The 19,745-nt window shown below is 68.1% G+C and carries 16 protein-coding genes, 1 tRNA gene, 1 pseudogene and 1 riboswitch; of the genes and pseudogenes, 16 read left to right on the top strand and 2 right to left on the bottom strand.

What is annotated here, in order from left to right; all coding sequences use genetic code 11:
* The first annotated feature begins 58 nt into the window (after positions 1-58).
* From GFH49_RS02060 to GFH49_RS02045, 4 genes and pseudogenes are all read left to right on the top strand, one after another.
* Complete coding sequence (locus tag GFH49_RS02060) at positions 59-832, top strand: HNH endonuclease family protein (RefSeq protein WP_155054030.1); 774 nt, start codon at positions 59-61, stop codon at positions 830-832.
* A gap of 116 nt (positions 833-948) precedes the next feature.
* Positions 949-1,365: pseudogene (locus GFH49_RS02055) on the top strand (serine/threonine protein kinase); the annotation flags it as partial.
* A gap of 154 nt (positions 1,366-1,519) precedes the next feature.
* Positions 1,520-2,167: a SurA N-terminal domain-containing protein gene (locus GFH49_RS02050; protein WP_155053991.1), complete on the top strand. Its 648-nt coding sequence runs from the start codon at positions 1,520-1,522 to the stop codon at positions 2,165-2,167.
* A gap of 64 nt (positions 2,168-2,231) precedes the next feature.
* On the top strand, positions 2,232-3,200 hold the full coding sequence (locus GFH49_RS02045) for a nucleoside triphosphate pyrophosphohydrolase (RefSeq protein ID WP_155053990.1): 969 nt from the start codon (positions 2,232-2,234) through the stop codon (positions 3,198-3,200).
* 6 nt (positions 3,201-3,206) lie between these two features.
* Here GFH49_RS02045 and GFH49_RS02040 read toward each other — a convergent pair whose 3' ends face one another.
* Positions 3,207-4,445, bottom strand: a complete 1,239-nt coding sequence (locus GFH49_RS02040) for a cytochrome P450 family protein (protein ID WP_155053989.1) — start codon at positions 4,443-4,445, stop codon at positions 3,207-3,209.
* A gap of 85 nt (positions 4,446-4,530) precedes the next feature.
* On the opposite strand from GFH49_RS02040, the gene GFH49_RS41350 reads away from it, so the two are divergent.
* From GFH49_RS41350 to GFH49_RS02005, 7 genes are all read left to right on the top strand, one after another.
* Positions 4,531-6,219 (top strand): recombinase family protein, encoded by a 1,689-nt coding sequence (locus GFH49_RS41350; RefSeq protein ID WP_155053988.1) that lies wholly within the window; start codon positions 4,531-4,533, stop codon positions 6,217-6,219.
* Between the two features lie 125 nt (positions 6,220-6,344).
* Positions 6,345-7,373, top strand: coding sequence for a LysM peptidoglycan-binding domain-containing protein (locus GFH49_RS02030; protein WP_155053987.1), 1,029 nt, complete (start codon positions 6,345-6,347; stop codon positions 7,371-7,373).
* 176 nt (positions 7,374-7,549) lie between these two features.
* Positions 7,550-7,732, top strand: a riboswitch (cyclic di-AMP (ydaO/yuaA leader).
* Between the two features lie 4 nt (positions 7,733-7,736).
* Positions 7,737-8,432: a LysM peptidoglycan-binding domain-containing protein gene (locus GFH49_RS02025; protein WP_155053986.1), complete on the top strand. Its 696-nt coding sequence runs from the start codon at positions 7,737-7,739 to the stop codon at positions 8,430-8,432.
* 388 nt (positions 8,433-8,820) lie between these two features.
* The gene (gene eno, locus GFH49_RS02020; protein ID WP_155053985.1) at positions 8,821-10,110 is read left to right on the top strand and encodes a phosphopyruvate hydratase; all 1,290 of its coding nucleotides are present in this window, start codon (positions 8,821-8,823) and stop codon (positions 10,108-10,110) included.
* A 186-nt stretch (positions 10,111-10,296) separates the two neighbouring features.
* Positions 10,297-10,773 (top strand): FtsB family cell division protein, encoded by a 477-nt coding sequence (locus tag GFH49_RS02015; RefSeq protein WP_155053984.1) that lies wholly within the window; start codon positions 10,297-10,299, stop codon positions 10,771-10,773.
* A 26-nt stretch (positions 10,774-10,799) separates the two neighbouring features.
* Positions 10,800-11,462 (top strand): DUF501 domain-containing protein, encoded by a 663-nt coding sequence (locus tag GFH49_RS02010; RefSeq protein WP_230396119.1) that lies wholly within the window; start codon positions 10,800-10,802, stop codon positions 11,460-11,462.
* Entirely contained in the window at positions 11,459-12,421 is a 963-nt protein-coding gene (locus GFH49_RS02005) for a Ppx/GppA phosphatase family protein (RefSeq protein ID WP_155053983.1), read from the top strand. The genes GFH49_RS02010 and GFH49_RS02005 overlap by 4 nt, the downstream gene beginning before the upstream one ends.
* 111 nt (positions 12,422-12,532) lie before the next feature.
* On the opposite strand, the gene GFH49_RS02000 is transcribed toward GFH49_RS02005, so the two are convergent.
* Positions 12,533-12,742 carry a hypothetical protein gene (locus GFH49_RS02000; RefSeq protein WP_155053982.1) on the bottom strand — a complete coding sequence of 70 codons (210 nt, stop codon included), beginning with the start codon at positions 12,740-12,742 and terminating at the stop codon, positions 12,533-12,535.
* A 523-nt stretch (positions 12,743-13,265) separates the two neighbouring features.
* On the opposite strand from GFH49_RS02000, the gene GFH49_RS01995 reads away from it, so the two are divergent.
* From GFH49_RS01995 to ltrA, 5 genes are all read left to right on the top strand, one after another.
* Positions 13,266-14,645 (top strand): NAD(P)/FAD-dependent oxidoreductase, encoded by a 1,380-nt coding sequence (locus GFH49_RS01995; RefSeq protein ID WP_155053981.1) that lies wholly within the window; start codon positions 13,266-13,268, stop codon positions 14,643-14,645.
* A gap of 234 nt (positions 14,646-14,879) precedes the next feature.
* Positions 14,880-16,193 (top strand): class I SAM-dependent methyltransferase, encoded by a 1,314-nt coding sequence (locus tag GFH49_RS01990; protein WP_155053980.1) that lies wholly within the window; start codon positions 14,880-14,882, stop codon positions 16,191-16,193.
* 245 nt (positions 16,194-16,438) lie between these two features.
* A tRNA-Leu gene (locus GFH49_RS01985) sits at positions 16,439-16,521 on the top strand.
* A 307-nt stretch (positions 16,522-16,828) separates the two neighbouring features.
* Complete coding sequence (locus tag GFH49_RS01980) at positions 16,829-17,740, top strand: Bax inhibitor-1/YccA family protein (RefSeq protein WP_155053979.1); 912 nt, start codon at positions 16,829-16,831, stop codon at positions 17,738-17,740.
* A gap of 678 nt (positions 17,741-18,418) precedes the next feature.
* Positions 18,419-19,672 carry a group II intron reverse transcriptase/maturase gene (gene ltrA, locus GFH49_RS01975; protein WP_230396118.1) on the top strand — a complete coding sequence of 418 codons (1,254 nt, stop codon included), beginning with the start codon at positions 18,419-18,421 and terminating at the stop codon, positions 19,670-19,672.
* Positions 19,673-19,745: the final 73 nt, after the last annotated feature.

Genomic DNA, 19,745 nt, shown 5'->3' with positions numbered 1-19,745 from the left:
GCCACTACCGTGGGACATCGTGAAACAACACAGGGGTGGGGCGGCGTCCGCCGCCGTAATGCTCGGCATGGCACTACTGCTCGCGGGCTGCGACAGCGTGGATCTGCCCGAGGTGGACAGCGAGCCCTCCAGCTCCAGCGAACCCTCCAGCTCCAGCGAACCCTCCGGCTCCAGCGAACCCTCCGGCTCCGGCACCAGTCCGCTCGACAACCCGGACGGGACGAAACCTGGCCTCGCGCCCCTCACCTCGGACGCCGACCGGGCCGAGGCACGGGCACTGATAGAGAAGGTGACGACCAAGGGGCGTGGCCCGAGGACGGGTTACGAACGCGACGAGTTCGGCTACGCCTGGATGGACACGGCGGACGGCGTGCCGCTGGCCCGCAACGGCTGCGACACCCGCAACGACCTCCTCCAACGGGACGGCGAGGACCTCCGATTCCGCTCCGGCTCGGACTGCGTCGTCATATCGATGACGCTGCACGACCCGTACACCGCGACGACCATCCAGTGGCGCAAGGAGAAGGCCACCGAGGTGCAGATCGACCACATGGTCCCGCTGTCCTACAGCTGGCAGATGGGCGCCGCACGCTGGTCCGAGGACAAACGCGAGCAACTGGCCAACGACCCGCTCAACCTGATCCCGGCCGAGGGCCGGGCGAACAGCTCCAAGGGCGACTCCGGCCCCGCCTCCTGGCTCCCGCCGAACAAGCCGATCCGCTGCGCGTACGCGGTCCGCTTCGCCCAGGTCGCCATCAAGTACGAGATGCCGGTGACGGCACCCGACAAGGAAATGATGCTGCGCCAGTGCGGGGGCCCGCGGAGTCGTTGATCACGCAGACCCGCACGGCTCCCGCGACATCCGCCTTCAGGCAGGCCCGGCGCTTCAGCTGTATCGCCCCGTGAGGTTGGGGACGAGGCTGCTGCGCCCGGCGATCATCACCCGCAAGCTGCGCCGAACAGCGCGGCGAGCAGTCCCCGGTCGAGCGCACCCTGCACAAGCAGTACGCGGCCGCGCTCATGGACGACGGCCAGTACCGGCGGGCACCGCCCGAACTGCGCCGCCTCACCGACGAACGCGCCACCGAGGCCGGCCAGACCGACCCCCAGGCCCTGCCTGCCGTACTACGAGAGCCAGTATGTCGCCGGCGACCCCCCCCAGCTCGCCCACGACGCGCGCCGCCGCATCGGCCGCCCTCCTCCTCGCCCTCGGCGACCGCGCCGCCGCCCATGACACGCTCGCCCGGCTGGTGCTCGACCTCGACGTGGAGCGACTGCACGGTCCCGGCTGCCCCGGCCCCCGGGCTCGCGACGGACATCCGCCGGACACGGCGATGGCGGTGGCGGGGGCGGGTGCGCGGCTGACATCGGCGTTCGGGCGGACCTGAGAGGCCCGCCGGTGCCCGAAGTCCCGATGAATCGTTGGTCGAATGGGTTGGCCAGAGCTTTGGCACTGCCTACCATCGATCACCGCAAGACTTTGTGCACCGCCGCACAATCTCCATCCCGGGAGGCTCCCTTGCACCGCCGCCGTCGCACCGCGCTCCTCCTCTCCGCCGCGATCGCCACCGTGGCCCCGCTCCTCACCGCCTGCGGAAGCGATGCGCACCCCGGCGCGGCCGCCGTCGTCGGCGGACAGCGGATCACCGTCTCCCAGCTGGAGAACAGGGTCGGCGAGGTGCGCGAGGCGCAGCGCGCGGTCGCCCCGGACGAGGCACAGTACGAGCAGACCATCGCCGAGACCGGCAGCCTCACCCGCGACACCCTGCACAACATGGTCCTCGACCGGGTGATGCACCGCGCCGCCCAGGACGCGGGCGTGACCGTCTCCCGCAAGGAGGTCCAGGAGATGCGGGCCTCCCTGGAGGAGCAGTCCGGCGGCGCCAAGGGGCTGGAGACGACCTGGCTCCAGCAGTACGGCGTCCCCCCGGAGCGCCTCGACGAGAACCTGCGCCTCCAGCTCGAAGCCCAGAAACTCGCCGAGAACCTCGGCACCGACACCAGCCAGCCCGCCTTCTGGCAGGCGCTGTCCGAGGCCTCCGACACACTGAACGTCGACCTCAACCCGCGCTACGGCACCTGGGACGTCGAGCAGAGCAGCCGCGTCGACGCGAAGACCCCGTGGGTACGAGAGGTCACGGCGGCACAGGCGCAAGAACCGGCGTGAGCACCCCCAGCGCCCCCTGTGGATAACTCGGGGCACCGTCAGTGGTGTGCGTTACGTTCGGAGAGTGAACGCAACCAGCGCAGAACAGGCCCCCGGCCGCATCATCCTGCTCACCACCAGCCACCGTGTCGCGCCCGGACTGCTGTCCTGGCCCGCGTGGCAGACCCTGCACGGCGCCGACCAGGTGCTGTGTGCCGATGATGCGCACCCGCAGCTGCCGTATCTGCGGGAGGCGGGGATACCGGTGGAGGAGGCGTCCCCGACCGCCGATGAACTGGTCGACCTCTGTGCCGGAGGGCGGACGGTGGTGGTCGTCGCCACCGGCGAGGGCGTACCGGCTCTGACGGACGGCCTGGCGCGGCTGGCCGGCTCGGGTCGCCTCCGCATGCCCGACCTGGAGCTGCTGCCCGCGTCGTACGACCTGCCGGGCGCCCGCCTCCTCGACCTCGTCCAGGTGATGGACCGGATCCGCGCCGAGTGCCCCTGGTCGTCGCAGCAGACCCACGAGGGCCTGGCGAAGTACGCCATCGAGGAGGCCTACGAACTCGTCGAGGCGATCGAGGACGGCGACGCCGACGAACTCCGCGAGGAGCTGGGGGACGTCCTGCTCCAGGTCGTCTTCCACGCACGCATCGCGGAGGAGGACACCGACTCCCCCTACTCCATCGACGACGTGGCGGGCGGCATCGTCGCCAAGCTCATCCACCGCCACCCGCACGTCTTCGGCGACGAGACGGCGACGACCCCCGAGGAGGTCAAGGAGCACTGGCTGCGCACCAAGGCGGCCGAGAAGCGGCGGAAGTCGGTGACCGACGGCGTCCCCCTCGGCCAGCCCGGCCTCGCCCTCGCGGCGAAGCTGGCCTCGCGCGTACGCACGGCGGGACTGGAGGTGCCGCTGCCGAAGGCCGAGGGCATCGGCTATGAGCTGCTGGCGCTCGCGTCCCGCGCCGAGGCCGCCGGGGTGGACCCGGAGGCGGCGCTGCGAGCGGCGGCCCGCGCCTACCGGGACGCGATCAGGGAAGTGGAGGGCTGACGCCGATCAGACGGCGGTGAACTGCACGGGAAGGTCTCGTAGTCCACGCATGATGAGCCCACCCCGCCAGCGCAGCTCGGCCGGTCGGACGGCAAGCTGAAGATCGGGCAGGCGGCGGAGCAGCGTCTCCAGAGCGATACGGCCTTCGAGACGGGCCAGGGGTGCGCCGAGACAGTAGTGGACGCCATGGCCGTATCCGAGGTGTTGGTTGTCGCGGCGGGAGACGTCGAGCGTGTCCGGCTCCGTGAAACGTGCGGGATCGCGGTTTGCGGCAGCGAGGACGACCAGCACCGGGTCGCCGGGTTCAATGCGCTGTTCGCCGATGGTGAGGGGCTCGGTGGCGAAGCGCCAGGTGGCCAGTTCCACGGGGCCGTCGTAGCGGAGGAGTTCTTCGATGCAGGTGTCGAGCAGGTCGCTCCCCTCACCCTCGATCGACTCTTGCAGCCGGGCCCGCTGCTCGGGGTTGCGTAGTAGTGCATACGCGCCGTTGCCGATGAGATTGATGGTGGTTTCGAAACCTGCGAACAGGAGTACGAAGCACATTGCGGCTGCTTCGTTCTCGGTGAGATGTTCGCCGTGATCGGACGCACGGATGAGGCCTGAGATCAGGTCTTCGCCAAGGTCGTTGCGCTTGCGGTGGATGAGCTCGGCCAGGTAACCACGGATCTTCTTGACAGACCGCGCGACGCCGCCGCGCGGGCCTCCTCCATGCCGGATCATCATCCCCGCCCAGTCGCGGAGGTCGTCCTGGTCCTCCCGGGGGACGCCGAGCAGGTCGCAGATCGCGTAGATGGGGAGCGGGAAGGCGAAGTCGTGGATGAGGTCGCACTCACCCTGGCGCGCGAACCGGTCGATGAGGTCGTCCGTGAGCTCCTGGACACGAGGCGCGAATTCCGCGACACGGCGTGGGGTGAAGGCCTTGGAGACAAGCCGCCGCAGCCTGGTGTGGTCCGGTGGGTCGATATTGAGCAGATGCGTCATGAGATTGGCGCTGCGCTCACCCGGGATGCCGGTCCGGTTCTTGCCTTGCGCGTCCTTGGCGTGATGGTCGGGGTTCTTCGAAAGCCGTCCGTCCGCAAGTGCCTGACGCGCGTCGGCATAGCGGGTCACCAGCCACGCCTCGACCCCGCTGGGAAGCCTTGTCCTATGGACGGGGGACTGTTCGCGCAGCCAGGCGTAGGCCGGATACGGGTCGGTTGCGAACTCCCAGGTGAAGAGTTCGGGGGCGGCGTTCGGGACGTTCACACGACGACCGTATCGGGGGCCCGGTCGTGGGTGCGCGGCAGCCGAGAAGGATGACTGGACCTGACTTATCAGCTAATAAGCGATCATGAGTGATTTCACATGTTTTTCCACGCTGTGCTTTGACAAGTACCTAGAATCCCCGAAAACGCAAGGGCCCCAGAGCTGGTCAGAGCTCCGGGGCCTGGCCAGCCGTAGAGGGGCTGACGTGTTCAACGCTATAGCTGCGACCGCGCCCGCGGACAACCGCGGGCAGGTGCCAGGGCGTGCCGTTCGAGCAGCTTTGATGCTGCGGGTTTCCACGAAGGAGCAGGTGCAAGGATATGGCCTGGATGTCCAGGAGAGTGAGGGCCGTGCCTACATCAGCAACCAGTCTGGATGGACCCTCTCCCCTGCGCTGATCTTCAGGGATGAAGGAGTGTCGGGGGCGCTTGTCGAGCGTCCCGGTATGTTGCGGCTCGAACAGGCCGCTCTGGAAGGTCTTGTGGACGTGATTGTGGTCCACAAGTTCGACCGCATCGGCCGTACTGGGCAGGCGTTTTGGACGTGGATCTGGGCCATGGAGGACCTCGGCGTCAGCTTCGCGTCGGTCACCCAAGACATCGACACCACTACGGCGCTCGGCCGGGAGCAGTTGCAGTTCCACGCTCTGATGGCCGAGGCCGAGTGGAAGGGCATCTGTGAACGCACCCAGGGCGGCCGCCAGCGGAAGGCCCTTGAAGGCGGCTGGGTAGGTGGTCCGCCGCCGTGGGGGTACGCCATCGAGCAGCCAGGCAAGCGTGGGTCTCGGCTCGTCATCAGCGACGGTAGTTATCGCAGGTCCAACGAGACTCGGTACTACCGGTGCGGTGGCGGCGACAACGGCAAGGGAAGACAAACAGGTTGCTCTGATCCCTACCTGACTGCCGACGATGTCGAGGCTGTGGTGTGGAGCGAGGTCATGACGCTCCTGCCCGAGTCGGAGCAACTCGCTCTGGTGGCGGGGGCCGGCCCGAAAGTCCACCCCGGGGACATTCACATGCAGCGTGAGCGCGTAGCTCACTTTGAGCAGGCACTCAGGGAGAAAGAGGAGGCTGCGGCACGTGCGGCAGCCGACCTGGCGCGTGTCCCCGACCTTGGCCAGTCGGTGAAGGACGCGGCTATGCGGCAGCTCGCAGAGGACGTCCGGAGCGCCAGAGAACTGCTCGCCAGGGGTGAGGAGGTGCTCGCGGCACAGGAAGAAGCAGAGCTGGAAGCGATGAGCGTCTCGGGCCTGCTATCGATCGCGGGGGCGAAGCCACAGGGCCTGACTCTCTCCAAGATGGGGGAGGTGATCGACCTGCTTGACATCACGGTGAAGCCGGTCGGAGAGGTCCGGAAGCGGTCCGGGGTCAAATGCAGGGTGACTGAATGGCATGCGCAGACCGGGACGCTGGTCCCTGACGAAGTGGCGAAGTCGGAGTGGCCTGCCATCGATGAGTTGATGGTTGCGTACTTCCGGCGTCGCCAGTTTGTGCGCGGTGGTGTGGACATCAGGACCCAGGTGAACGGGATCCTCCACCGACTGCGTACCGGCTGCCTCTGGGACCAGCTTCCCGAGCAGTATGGCCCGTGGGCCCTTGCCAAGGACAAGCAGAACACATGGTTCAAGAAGGGGTTTTGGCCTGTCCTCGTGAACTATCTGAATCTTCGCGGTGGCGGCACACCGGTCCAGCGTGAGCTACTTGTCCCGCCTCTCGATATCACGGCACACATCGCGCCGGAACCGGTCAAACGTGACACACCTTCAATTCTGTGATCTTCACGTGATCTACGCGGCATTAACTTGTGACAAGCAAGGAGCTGCCTATACGTTCACGGATCAGCGTGGCCCTCAGCCTCACCCGCCGCGCCGGTCCCTGCTGTCTCGCGAAAGGCTCCCGCATGCTCTCCGGGAACGGTCGTCACCGTCGCCCCCGCCAAGCTCCGGCCCTCCTTGTCGCGGCCGGAGTGACCGGCTCCGCCATCGCGATCCCGCTCCTCGGTGCGGGCGGCGCGAGCGCGGCCGACAGCAGCACCTGGGACAAGGTCGCGGAGTGCGAGAGCGGAGGCGCCTGGAGCGCCAACAGCGGCAACGGCTTCTACGGCGGACTGCAGGTGACCCAGGAGGACTGGGAGAAGTACGGCGGCCTCGACTACGCGCCGAGCGCCGACCAGGCCAGCCGTTCCCAGCAGATAGCCGTCGCCGAGAAGATCCTCGCGGACCAGGGTGCCGGCGCGTGGCCCACCTGCGGGCTGCTCCACGGCCTGGGTGAGGACCCCCGCTCGGCGAACGTAGACACGGGCCTGGCGGGCGAGGCGTCGGCCGAACCGTCCACCTCGGCCGACACTTCCTCCGGCTCGTCTGGTTTGTCCGACTCGGCAGGGTCGTCCTCATCTTCGGAGTCGACCCCCTCGGCCTCCCCTTCTCCGGATTCCCCTTCACAGTCCCCCGCGCCCCCGTCTGACGGGTCGTCGGATGCGGGCAAGGATACGGATACGGATACAGCGGACAACTCGGCTAAGTCCGACACTTCTCCCGAATTCAGCCCGAGTTCCTCACAGGATTCGGCCAGCCCCTCCGCAGGCTCCGCCGAGGGTGACGATGCGGACAAGTACGTCCAGAGTGGCGGCTCTTCGTACCTTACGGACACTGGATCCGGCACGGACGCTGGCGCCGGAACCGGTAAGCATCGGGGCGTCAGTGCGGATGAGGACGGGAGTGACGCACGTGCCGACTCCGCCGGCCGTCACGCCTCTTACCGGGTCCGCGCCGGAGACACTCTCGCGACCATCGCCGACTCCCTTGAGTTGAACGGCGGATGGCGTGCGCTCTATGCCGAGAACAAGGGGACCGTCGGTACCGACCCGGACCTCATCATCCCCGGTCAGACCCTCGAAGTCGGTGCCGAAACGGGCGAAAACCAGCGGTAGTTCACGCCCTGCTTCGCACTGAATGTCCGGTTTGGCGAAAGTGTGGGATGAGTCTCAGAAGCCCTGATCGTCTTTGAAATTCCGCGGATCGCGTGTCTACGGTCATCACCGCTCGGCAACCCGAGCCCCGGCTGCCACAACGCCGAATCCTGCCAGTGGCCGCACGGGAACAGTCGTCGCGTCAAGCGCCGTAGGCAGGAGCGGGGGACCCAAGGTAAGCGCCGCGCCGGTCGGTTGACCGTGCGGCTTGGGGTGAAGCCGTGCCCCGTACGGGACGAGAGCCTCGTACGAGACATGGCCGGGCAACTCAACCGGCCCGAACCCGACAGCTCACCTCGCAGGCGTCGGTGAGGGGATCCAACCATGCTGTTTTCCGGCAAGGGCAAGCACCGTCGTCCGTCCAAGGCCACTCGCGCCATCGCCATCGCCGGTGTCACCGGTGCCGCCGTCGCCGCCCCGCTGATGGTGGCCGGCAACGCCTCCGCCGCCACCGCCTCCGAGTGGGACGCCGTCGCCCAGTGCGAGTCCGGCGGCAACTGGTCCATCAACACCGGCAACGGCTACTACGGCGGTCTGCAGTTCTCCGCCTCCACCTGGGCCGCGTACGGCGGCACGCAGTACGCCGCCACCGCCGACCAGGCCTCCAAGGCCCAGCAGATCGAGATAGCCGAGAAGGTCCTCGCGGGCCAGGGCAAGGGTGCCTGGCCGGTCTGCGGCACCGGCCTGTCGAGCGCCGCGTACGACGGCTCCTCGTCGAGCGGTTCCTCGGAGAACCAGAGCAGCGAGAGCAGCACGCGCTCCACCGAGGAGCAGTCGGCCTCCCGCTCCGCCGAGCGTCCCGCCCCCGAGCAGGGCACCGAGAAGACCGTCACCACCCCGACCGGCACGAAGGTCGAGAAGGGCGACGGCGAGTACAAGGTCGTCACGGGTGACACCCTCAGCACGATCGCCGAGGAGCACGACGTCACGGGCGGCTGGGAGAAGCTGTTCGAGCTGAACAAGGACATCGTGGACGACGCGGACCTCATCTACCCGGGTCAGCAGCTGCACCTGAAGTGAGCCGCCCCGGCTTCGCAGGCAGAACAAGGCTGAACCACAGGCCCTTCATATCCGTGGCTTTCATAGTGAAGGCCTCGTGAGGGTCCCCCCCGTCCCCACGGGCTCCCCGCCCCGGTGCGTGTTCCCCCGTACGCACCGGGGCGGGGCTTTTTCTGCCCGCCTCCCTGCCCGCCTCCCTGCCCCCCTCCTGTCCGCCTTCTGGTCCGCCTTCCGTCCGTCGTCCGTCCCGCCTCCCGCCCACGCTTTGTTCCGTTCAGAAACAATTTGCTCTCGGTTCTGTCCATCGGGTGGGTGACACGCTGGCCGATCGCCCGGAGCCGGTTAGGCTCATCTCGCAGAGCCGCTGCGGTCCTGCTTAAACCGCGTCACATCCACGAAGGAGATGCTCGTGCCGTCCATCGACGTCGTCGTAGCCCGGGAAATCCTGGACTCCCGAGGCAACCCCACGGTCGAGGTCGAGGTCGGCCTCGACGACGGCAGCACGGGTCGTGCCGCCGTTCCGTCCGGTGCGTCCACCGGCGCCTTCGAGGCCATCGAGCTGCGCGACGGCGACCCGAACCGCTATCAGGGCAAGGGTGTCGAGAAGGCCGTCCTCGCCGTCATCGAGCAGATCGGCCCGGAGCTGGTCGGCTACGACGCCACCGAGCAGCGCCTGATCGACCAGGCCATGTTCGACCTGGACGCCACCGACAACAAGGGCTCCCTCGGCGCCAACGCCATCCTCGGCGTCTCCCTCGCCGTCGCCCACGCCGCCTCCGAGGCCAGCGACCTCCCGCTCTTCCGCTACCTGGGCGGCCCGAACGCGCACCTGCTGCCGGTGCCGATGATGAACATCCTGAACGGCGGCTCGCACGCCGACTCCAACGTGGACATCCAGGAGTTCATGATCGCCCCGATCGGCGCGGAGTCCTTCTCCGAGGCGCTGCGCTGGGGCACCGAGGTCTACCACACCCTCAAGAAGGTGCTGAAGAACAAGGGCCTGTCCACCGGCCTCGGCGACGAGGGCGGCTTCGCCCCGAACCTCGGCTCCAACCGCGAGGCCCTCGACCTCATCCTTGAGGCCATCAAGGAAGCCGGTTACACGCCCGGCGAGCAGATCGCCCTCGCGCTCGACGTCGCCGCCTCCGAGTTCTACAAGGACGGCTCCTACCTCTTCGAGGGCAAGGAGCGTTCGGCCGCCGAGATGACGGAGTACTACGCGGAGCTGGTCGAGGCCTACCCGCTGGTCTCCATCGAGGACCCGCTGTTCGAGGACGACTGGGCGGGCTGGAAGACCATCACCGACAAGCTCGGTGACAAGGTCCAGCTCGTCGGCGACGACCTGTTCGTCACCAACCCCGAGCGCCTGGCCCGCGGCATCGAGGACGGCGCCGCCAACGCCCTGCTGGTCAAGGTCAACCAGATCGGCTCGCTGACCGAGACCCTGGACGCCGTCGAGCTGGCCCAGCGCAGCGGCTTCAAGTGCATGATGTCCCACCGCTCCGGCGAGACCGAGGACGTCACCATCGCCGACCTCGCCGTCGCCACCAACTGCGGCCAGATCAAGACCGGCGCCCCGGCCCGCTCCGAGCGCGTCGCCAAGTACAACCAGCTGCTGCGCATCGAGGAGATCCTGGACGACGCGGCGGTCTACGCCGGTCGCTCGGCCTTCCCCCGGTTTCGCTTCGCGAACCAGTAAGCACAGCGCTTCGCGAACCAGTAAGCACAGCGCTTCGCGAACCAGTAAGCACAGCGCTTCGCGAACCAGCAGCCACAGCAAGGGCTGAGTCTTTAAGGGTCAAGGCCTAGCCAGTCGTACGTACGTCCCCGTACCGGTCCCGTACCGTGTGCGGGGACGTACGCACGTATGAAGGGGAGGTGGGTCATGGCCGTCAAGGACCGGGACCGTTTCTCCACCGCGACCAGGATCCGTCTGCTCGGCGAGCAGACGGCGGCCCGTGTCTATCGCTCCCAGACCAAACGCCAGGCCCGCCGCTCCCGGCTGACCGGCCGCGCGGCGCTGCTGGCACTCGTCCTGTGCTCGCTGGTCGTGGCCCTCGCCTATCCGATAAGGCAGTACGTCTCGCAGCGCGCCGAGATCGCCGATCTGCAGCAGCAGAAGCAGCAGGCTCAGAAGCGGGTCGAGCAACTGCGCGACCTCAAGGCACGCTGGCAGGACGACGCGTATGCCGAGCAGCAGATCCGGGAGCGGCTGCACTATGTGATGCCCGGGGAGACCGGGTTCATCGTGATCGACCCGGACGCGGCGAAGCAGTCGCGCACCGACACCGGGGCGGCCGACCGGCCCTGGTACCTGAACGTCTGGGACGGCGTCGACAAGTCCGACGCCTCCGACCAGTGAACTGACAGAGAGAATGTCGTACGAGCATGGAAACGCCCGCCCGTCGCCCGACCACCACCCCTCAAGGACAGCGCTCCGCGCTGAAGCGGTCCGATCTGCCGTCCACTCCGCGCACCGAGCCCACCGACGCGGACGTCGAGGCCTTCAAGCAGCAGCTCGGGCGTCCGCCGCGCGGGCTGCGTGCCATCGCGCACCGGTGCCCGTGCGGGCAGCCGGACGTCGTGGAGACGGCGCCGCGACTGCCTGACGGGACGCCCTTCCCGACGACGTACTACCTGACGTGTCCGCGCGCCGCCTCGGCGATCGGCACGCTGGAGGCGAACGGCGTCATGAAGGAGATGACGGACCGGCTGCAGACGGACGCGGAGCTGGCCGCCGCGTACCGGGCCGCGCACGAGGACTACATCGCGCGGCGCGACGCGATCGAGGTGCTGGAGGGCTTCCCGAGCGCGGGCGGGATGCCGGACCGCGTGAAGTGTCTGCATGTGCTCGTTGCGCACTCGCTGGCCGCCGGCCCGGGCGTCAACCCGCTGGGCGACGAGGCGATCGCGATGCTGCCGGAGTGGTGGCGCAAGGGACCGTGCGTGGTGCCGGTGACGCCACCCGCCGGTGAGGGCTGGGAGGTGGCCGAGGGGGAGTCCGGCTACTTCGCCTTCAAGCCCGTCGACACCGAGGAGGACTCCCGGTGACCCGCGTCGCCGCCATCGACTGCGGTACGAACTCCATCCGCCTCCTCGTCGCCGACTGCGACCCCGAGACCGGTGAACTCGTCGACCTGGACCGCCGTATGACCATCGTGCGGCTCGGACAGGGCGTCGACCGGACCGGGCGGCTGGCCCCCGAGGCGCTGGAGCGGACCTTCGCCGCGTGCCGGGAGTACGCGGCGGTCATCAAGGAGCACGGGGCGGAGCGGCTGCGGTTCGTGGCCACCTCGGCTTCCCGGGACGCGGAGAACCGGGACGAGTTCGTGCGGGGGGTGCTGGACATTCTCGGGGTGGAGCCCGAGGTGATCTCCGGTGATCAGGAGGCCGAGTTCTCGTTCACGGGGGCGACGAAGGAGCTGGCGGGGAGCGATCACCTCGACAAGCCCTACCTGGTCGTCGACATCGGCGGTGGCTCGACCGAGTTCGTCGTGGGGGAGGAGCATGTGCGGGCGGCGCGGTCCGTGGACGTCGGCTGTGTCCGGATGACGGAGCGGCACCTCGTGCGCGACGGTGTCGTGTCCGACCCGCCCGGCGAACAGCAGATCGCTGCCATGCGCGCCGACATCGAGGCCGCCCTCGACCTCGCCGAGGAGACGGTTCCGCTGCGCGAGGCGCGCACACTGGTCGGCCTGGCCGGATCGGTCACCACGGTCTCCGCCATCGCACAGGACCTGCCCGAGTACGACTCCGTCGCCATCCACCACTCCCGTGTCTCGCACGACCGGGTGCGGGAGATCACCGAACGGCTGCTGCACTCCACCCACGCCGAGCGCGCGGCCATTCCCTCCATGCATCCGGGGCGCGTGGACGTGATCGGTGCGGGCGCCCTCGTACTCCTGGCGATCATGGAGCGGATCGGCGCCGAGGAGGTCGTGGTGAGCGAGCACGACATCCTCGACGGCATCGCCTTCAAGGTGGCAGAAGGCCCGGGCACCACCTCATAGAAGGGCTTCGGCACCTCATAGAAGGGCTTCGGCACCTCATAGAAAGGCCCCGGCACCTCATAGAGAGGAGCCGGGGCCTTCGTTGCAGGCCGTTCCCGTGCGGGCCGGCCATCAGTTGCAGAGTAGGACGATTAGGCCGCTACACCCCCCGTCCTCGCCGTGGCCGCCCTTGGCCGGAGTGGCCTTTGCGGCGGCGTGTGTGGCGGGCGTCGCGGCGGCGGATGCGGTGGTCACCGCGCCCATCGCGAGAACGATGCCCAGGACTGCGCTGACTGCGCCTATTCGCGAAGTGGCCTTCTTGGCCAGCTGTGAAGTGCTCATGCGGGCACGCTATGCACACTTCTGTCCAATATCGCGCGGAGCGTGGCTGACGGGTGAACGACACGCACCGGTGGCGTAGTTCCCGCCCCCTACCCATCGGTAGCAATCGGCTGAGCAGGCCGGATAACGTATGAGCGCATCCGAGGGGCGCGACGCGCCAAGGCCGGGGAGACCTCGCCGGAAAAGTTCGTGAAGTTCTTCACAAGGAATTCTGCCCGGTTGGGCGACGGGTGAGCCCCGGTTGGTCCTTCCGGGGGTTCGGAGGGCCTGTGAACGTCCTCGGGAGTGCGTGACGGAGACGTTGCACGAGGGTGTCGCGGAGGGTGTTTCGACGGGCTCACGCGGGAGCCGACGGAACGGAGAGGCAGCTCACGCGGCATTGACAACGGGGTGACCGGTACGGTGGTTCCCCCTGGTCGGCATGGTCTGGATCACGCGGGCCGCGCAGGATAACACAGCCCTTGCAAGAGCTTGTGAAGGGGCGCACGAGCCACCCCCCTGGGGCAGGGGGATACTCGATGGCATGAGCACCACGGAGCGTCCCAGGATCCTCGTAGTAGGCGGTGGGTACGTAGGCCTGTACGCAGCTCGGCGCATCCAGAAGAAGATGCGCTACGGCGAGGCGACCGTCACGGTCGTCGACCCCCGGTCGTACATGACCTACCAGCCCTTCCTCCCCGAAACCGCCGCCGGCAGCATCTCCCCTCGCCACGTCGTCGTCCCGCTGCGACGTGTGCTCCCCAAGGCGGAGGTCCTCACCGGCCGGGTCACCACCATCGACCAGGACCGCAAGGTCGCCACCATCGCCCCGCTGGTCGGCGAGGCGTACGAGCTGCCCTTCGACTACCTGGTCATCGCGCTCGGCGCGGTCTCCCGCACCTTCCCGATCCCCGGCCTCGCCGAGCAGGGCATCGGCATGAAGGGCATCGAGGAGGCCATCGGCCTGCGCAACCACGTGCTGGAGCAGCTCGACAAGGCCGACTCCACGAACGACGAGGAGATCCGCCGCAAGGCGCTCACCTTCGTCTTCGTCGGCGGTGGCTTCGCCGGTGCGGAGACCATCGGCGAGGTCGAGGACATGGCCCGCGACGCCGCCAAGTACTACACCAACGTCTCGCGCGACGACATGCGGTTCATCCTCGTCGACGCCGCCGACAAGATCCTTCCCGAGGTCGGTCCCAAGCTCGGCCAGTACGGCAAGGAGCATCTGGAGGGCCGCGGGGTCGAGGTCTACCTCTCCACCTCCATGGACTCCTGCGTCGACGGCCACGTGGTGCTGAAGAACGGACTTGAGGTCGACTCCAACACGGTCGTCTGGACGGCGGGCGTCAAGCCGAACCCGGCCCTGTCCCGTTACGGCCTCCCGCTCGGCCCCCGCGGTCATGTCGACTGCGAGCCCACGCTCCAGGTCAAGGGCACCGACTACATCTGGGCCGCCGGCGACAACGCCCAGGTCCCGGACCTCGTCGGCCGCAAGGCGGGCAACGAGAACGCCTGGTGCCCGCCGAACGCCCAGCACGCGCTGCGTCAGGCCAAGGCGCTCGGCGACAACGTGATCTCCGGTATGCGGGGCTTCCCGCAGAAGGACTACGCCCACGGCAACAAGGGCGCGGTGGCCGGTCTCGGCCTCCACAAGGGCGTCGCGATGATCGTCGTGGGCAAGATGAAGATCAAGCTCAAGGGCCGGCTCGCCTGGTACATGCACCGCGGCTACCACGGTCTGGCCATGCCGACCTGGAACCGCAAGGTCCGTGTCTTCGCCGACTGGACCCTCGGCATGTTCCTCAAGCGCGAGGTCGTCTCCCTCGGCGCGATGGAGCACCCGCGCGAGGAGTTCTACGAGGCCGCGAAGCCCGTACCCGCGGCGCCCAAGCCGGAGAAGACCGAAGCCAAGGCCTCCTGACCGGCTCGTGACCGGCTCGTGACCGGCTCCGGTCATTGAACTAACCGAAGGACCTCCCGCCATCCGTGGTGCGGGAGGTCCTTCGGCGTTCTTGGGGTAATCGGCTTGTAGATGTTGGCTACATCTATTTTGCCGTTCCGTAACGCTTAAGGGGGACTGCGCGGCCGCCCTGTTTTTGTTTACGTGGTGTTGAGACAGGGACATTCCGGGAACCCCGTCATGGAGGTGGGCGTGATGACAGACGCCGCGCAGCGGCTGAAGAGCCTCGTCGAACAGTTGCTGGGGGCGCCGCTCCCGGTGCGCATCCGCGCCTGGGACGGTTCGCAGGCGGGGCCGCCCGGTGCGCCGATCCTCGTCGTACGCAATCGCCGTGCCGTGCGCCGGCTGCTGTGGAAGCCGGGCGAACTGGGCCTCGCCCGCGCCTGGGTCGCCGGTGACCTGGACGTCGACGGCGACCTCTACACCGCCCTCGGCCTGATGGCCGCGTTCCTCTGGGAGCGCGGGGAGGACGACCGGACCCTCGTCCAGGCGCTGCGCGACCCCCAGGTGCGGGCCGCCGTACGCGGACTGGTGCGGCTCGCCGGGCCCGCGCTGCCGCCCGCCCCGCCCCGTGAGGAGGTCCGCCGGGCCCGTGCCCGCCTCCACACCAAGTGCAGCGACAGACGCGCGATCAGCCACCACTACGACGTCAGCAACGACTTCTACGAGATCGTCCTCGGCCCGTCCATGGTCTACTCGTGCGCCTACTGGGACGACGCCGGGACACTTGCCGGGACACTTGCCGGGACACTTGAGGACGCCCAGCGCGACAAGCTCGGACTCGTCTGCCGCAAACTCGCCCTGACTGCCGGTCAGCGCCTGCTCGACGTCGGCTGCGGCTGGGGGTCCATGGCCATCCACGCGGCCCGCGAGTACGGCGTCAGCGTCGTCGGCATCACCCTCTCCCACGAGCAGGCGGCGTACGCCCGTAAGCGCGTCGCCGACGAGGGGCTGATGGACAAGGTGGAGATCAGGGTGCAGGACTACCGGGACGTCGCCGACGGGCCGTACGACGCGATCTCCTCGATCGGCATGGCCGAACACGTCGGCTCCGCCCGCTACCTGGAGTACGCCCGCGACCTGTACGCCCTGCTCAAGCCCGGCGGACGGCTGCTCAACCACCAGATCGCCCGGCGCCCGCAGCGCGACGAGTCGACGTACAGCCTGGACGCGTTCATCGACTCCTATGTCTTCCCCGACGGCGAACTCGCCCCGGTCGGCGCCACCGTGACCCAGTTGGAGCGCGCCGGGTTCGAGATGCGTGACGTCGAGGCGATCCGCGAGCACTACGCCCTCACCCTGCGCCGCTGGGTCGCCAACCTGCAGGCCGACTGGGACCATGCCGTACGGCTCACCAGCCCCGGCCGCGCCCGCGTCTGGCTCCTGTACATGGCGGCCTGCGCGCTGTCCTTCGAGCGCAACCGCATCGGTGTCAACCAGGTGCTGGCCGTCCGCACACCCGTACCGGGCGACTCGGGAATGCCGCTGCGAGCACGAACCTGGAACTGAGCGCTCCGCGGGCTGTGCCGCTCGTCAAGAACAGGTGGAGCCCCCTCGTTCGGGCGGTGAAATTCCGTCATTCCGTATACGCCGCCGAGCGCCGCACGAAAGGCTGGTGGCAAGTGCGGATGGCCCGTTCCATGTGCTGATGCACCCTCAGGCGTCAATAAAATAAGACAACATCGGTCCGCCCGTCCGCTGTTCGGGGGAAGCGTCCCGATAGGCTCGGAACCTCGAAGCGGAGCCCATGGCCTGCCCGGATGGTGGAATGCAGACACGGCGAGCTTAAACCTCGCTGCCCCTCGCGGGCGTACCGGTTCAAGTCCGGTTCCGGGCACCCTCCGACCGTCCTGGCGACCGCCTTCGCGGCCGCTTTCGCGTGTGCCGACCATTGAAGACTTCACAACAGCGGGACCGCTGACTCCATGCCCACAGGGTTTCCGTTCGGGTGAGGTTTCCGTTCGGGTGAGGCCGATGTCGCAGGCAGGTCACGAGTAGGGCCCTCCCGTGCCGGGAATCAAGCACCCGCGTAGCGTGTTGCGCAGCACGACAAGGGAAAGATCCTCCCCAAGCACTAGGGTCAATCCTTTGCCTACCCATTACTCTTGAGCCAAGGCCACGCAGGGTGGCCATGGAGGAGTGAAATGAGGAGCAGCAACCCGGTCTTCTCGCGACGGGGGTTCAGCCGCGACAACGGCTACGCGGGCTTCAACACCGCGCCGCAGGCCGGGGGCGCAGCCGTGGGCACCCAGGGCAGCCCGTACGCGCAGCCGCAGGCCGGCAACCCGTACGCGCAGAACCCCTACGCGCAGAACCCGTACGCCCAGCAGGACCTGCAGCACGGCGCTCCGCCGCAGGCCCCGGCCACCGCCGGCCGTATGACGATGGACGACGTCGTCCTGCGTACCGGCACCACGCTCGGTGTGCTGATCGTCACGGCCGCGCTCGCCTGGGCGCTGCTGCCGGTCGACGACGCGAACATCAACCGTTCGTACGGCATCGGCATCGGTGCCGCGCTGATCGGCATGGTCCTGGCCCTGGTCCAGTCCTTCAAGCGCAAGGCAGCGCCGGCGCTGATCCTGTCGTATGCGGCGTTCGAGGGTGTCTTCCTCGGCGTCCTGTCCAGCATCGTCGACAACCGCATCGCGGACGGCGCGGCCATGCAGGCCGTGCTCGGCACGATGGCGGTCTTCGGCGGTGTGCTGGTGGCGTACAAGGCGGGCTGGATCCGCGTCAACCGCCGGTTTGTCGGCTTTGTGATGGCGGCCGCGCTCGGCTTCATCGGGCTGATGGTCATCAACATGCTGTTCGCCGTCTTCGGCGGCGGCGACGGCCTCGGCTTCCGCAGCGGCCCGCTCGGCATCCTCTTCGGTGTCGTCGGCATCCTGCTCGGCGCGTGCTTCCTCGCCCTGGACTTCAAGCAGGTCGAGGACGGCATCGCGTACGGAGCGCCGCGCGACGAGGCGTGGCTGGCGGCCTTCGGCCTCACGCTGACGCTGGTGTGGATCTACATGGAGTTCCTGCGGATCATCGCGATCCTCAACAGCTCCGACTGATCTGCCGCGACTGATCTGCTGCGACCGATCCGCGAGTTGCGCGGAAGGGCCCCGGGTTCGCCCGGGGCCCTTCTCCGTGTGTGCCCAGCATGGGCGATTGCTTGGGGGTGGAAGTCCCCTGGGGGAAGAGGTGGTGCTAACCCCGAGCCGGAGGCAAGGGCGTCATCGTGAGGTGGGGTCTGGAGGAAGCCCGAGGCGAGACCTGGGTACCGAGGAACGCGAATCGCGTATGAGGCGTACTGGTCGGGTGAGCCTGCACGAGAAGGCGATGCCCGTCACTGCCAAGAGGGCCAGTGCGTAAACGCGGCGGGGATCCAGGGACAGTGATCGTTCTTACCTGGGGAGATCTGTCCGGGTGTCGGTTGTGCTGAAGTTGTCGCCGCGCCGACGGTCCGTGCCGGGAGGCGCGGGCTGACCGGGCAGAAGTCAGCAGAGGTCGTAGTACCAGCCGGGATGGCTGCCGGTGCGTGGCGGGCTGGGAAGGGCCGAACATCGAGTGGAACGGGTGATGTGGTGGTTGCTCGTGCTGGTCACGTGGACCGCAGTAAGTCCGCTTCGGCGGTGCCGACCGGGAAGGGACCGGTGCATTCCGGAAGTGTCCTGGCGGAGCGTAGTGGCCGGTCGGCGCACTCCACGGAGGGCGTTCACCGGGAGCGGGAGTCTTCGCTGTGGGAGTTGATGCTCTCGAAGGAGAACCTGCTCGCGGCGCTCAACCGCGTTGAAGTCAACCGGGGTGCTCCCGGGGTGGACGGCATGACCACGGCTGAGCTGAGGCCGTGGATCGCGGTGCACTGGCCCGAAGTGAGGGCCGAACTCGACGCGGGCATCTACCGGCCGGCGCCGGTCCGTCAGGTGATCATCCCCAAGCCTGGCGGCGGTGAGCGGATGCTGGGGGTGCCGCGGGTGCTGGACCGCTTGATCCAGCAGGCCATCGCGCAAGTGCTCGTGCCCATCTTCGACCCGCAGTTTTCGGGGTCGTCCTTCGGGTTCCGTCCCGGCCGGTCCGCCCATCAGGCGGTCCGTGTCGCGCGGCGGGCCATCGAGGACGGACACCGCTGGGTCGTGGACCTTGATCTGGACCGGTTCTTCGACCGGGTTCAGCATGACGTCCTGATGGCGCGGGTGGCGCGCAAGGTCGATGACCGCAGGGTCTTGAAGCTGATCCGCAGGTATCTGGACGCCGGGATCATGGTGGGCGGCATCAGGATGCCGAGCGCGGAGGGGACCCCCCAGGGTTCCCCGCTGTCGCCGGTCTTGTCGAACATCATGCTCGACGACCTGGACCGGGAGTTGTTCAAGCGCGGTCACCGGTTCGTGCGTTACGCAGACGACGTTCGTGTCTTCGTGCGGAGCAAGCGAGCCGCTTGCCGGGTGCTCGCCTCGGTCACGGCCGTGGTCGAGCAGCGGTTGAAACTGAAGGTCAACCGGGACAAGTCGAAGGTGGTCCCAGCTTCTGTCATGACGATGCTGGGGTTCGGCTTCTATTTTGCCCGGCGTGGGAAGGTTGGGATCCGCGTCGATCCGAAGGCGGTCGTCCGTCTGAAGATGCGGCTGCGGGAGCTGACCTCGCGCCGGTGGAGCATCGCGATGAACGAACGTATCGCGAAGATCAACCGCTTCATCGTTGGCTGGATGGGCTACTTCCGGCTCGCGGACGGTGCGCATCTGTTCCGCGAGCTGGACAAGTGGCTGCACCGCAGGATGCGGCAGATCCGTTGGAAGGAATGGAAGATCCCCCGGGCCCGCCGGGCCATGCTGCGCAAGCTCGGGTTCAACGAGCAGTTCTCCCGTGAGTGGGGGAACAGCAGCAAGGGCTACTGGCGGATCGCGGGCTCCCCCGTCCTCGCGCGGGCACTGCCCAACTCCTACTGGGACGACCTCGGCCTGAAGACGCTCAAGCCGACCTGGCAACGGTTGAGATCAGCTTGGTGAACCGCCGGATGCGTGACCCGCATGTCCGGTGGTGTGGGAGGAGGGCCGGGCGACCCGGCCCTCCTACCCGATT

The sequence above is a fragment of the Streptomyces blattellae genome (assembly GCF_009709555.1).
Taxonomy (GTDB): domain Bacteria; phylum Actinomycetota; class Actinomycetes; order Streptomycetales; family Streptomycetaceae; genus Streptomyces; species Streptomyces blattellae.
The sequence above is the reverse complement of the archived record's forward strand: the minus strand, read 5'-3'. Positions and strand labels throughout refer to the sequence as shown.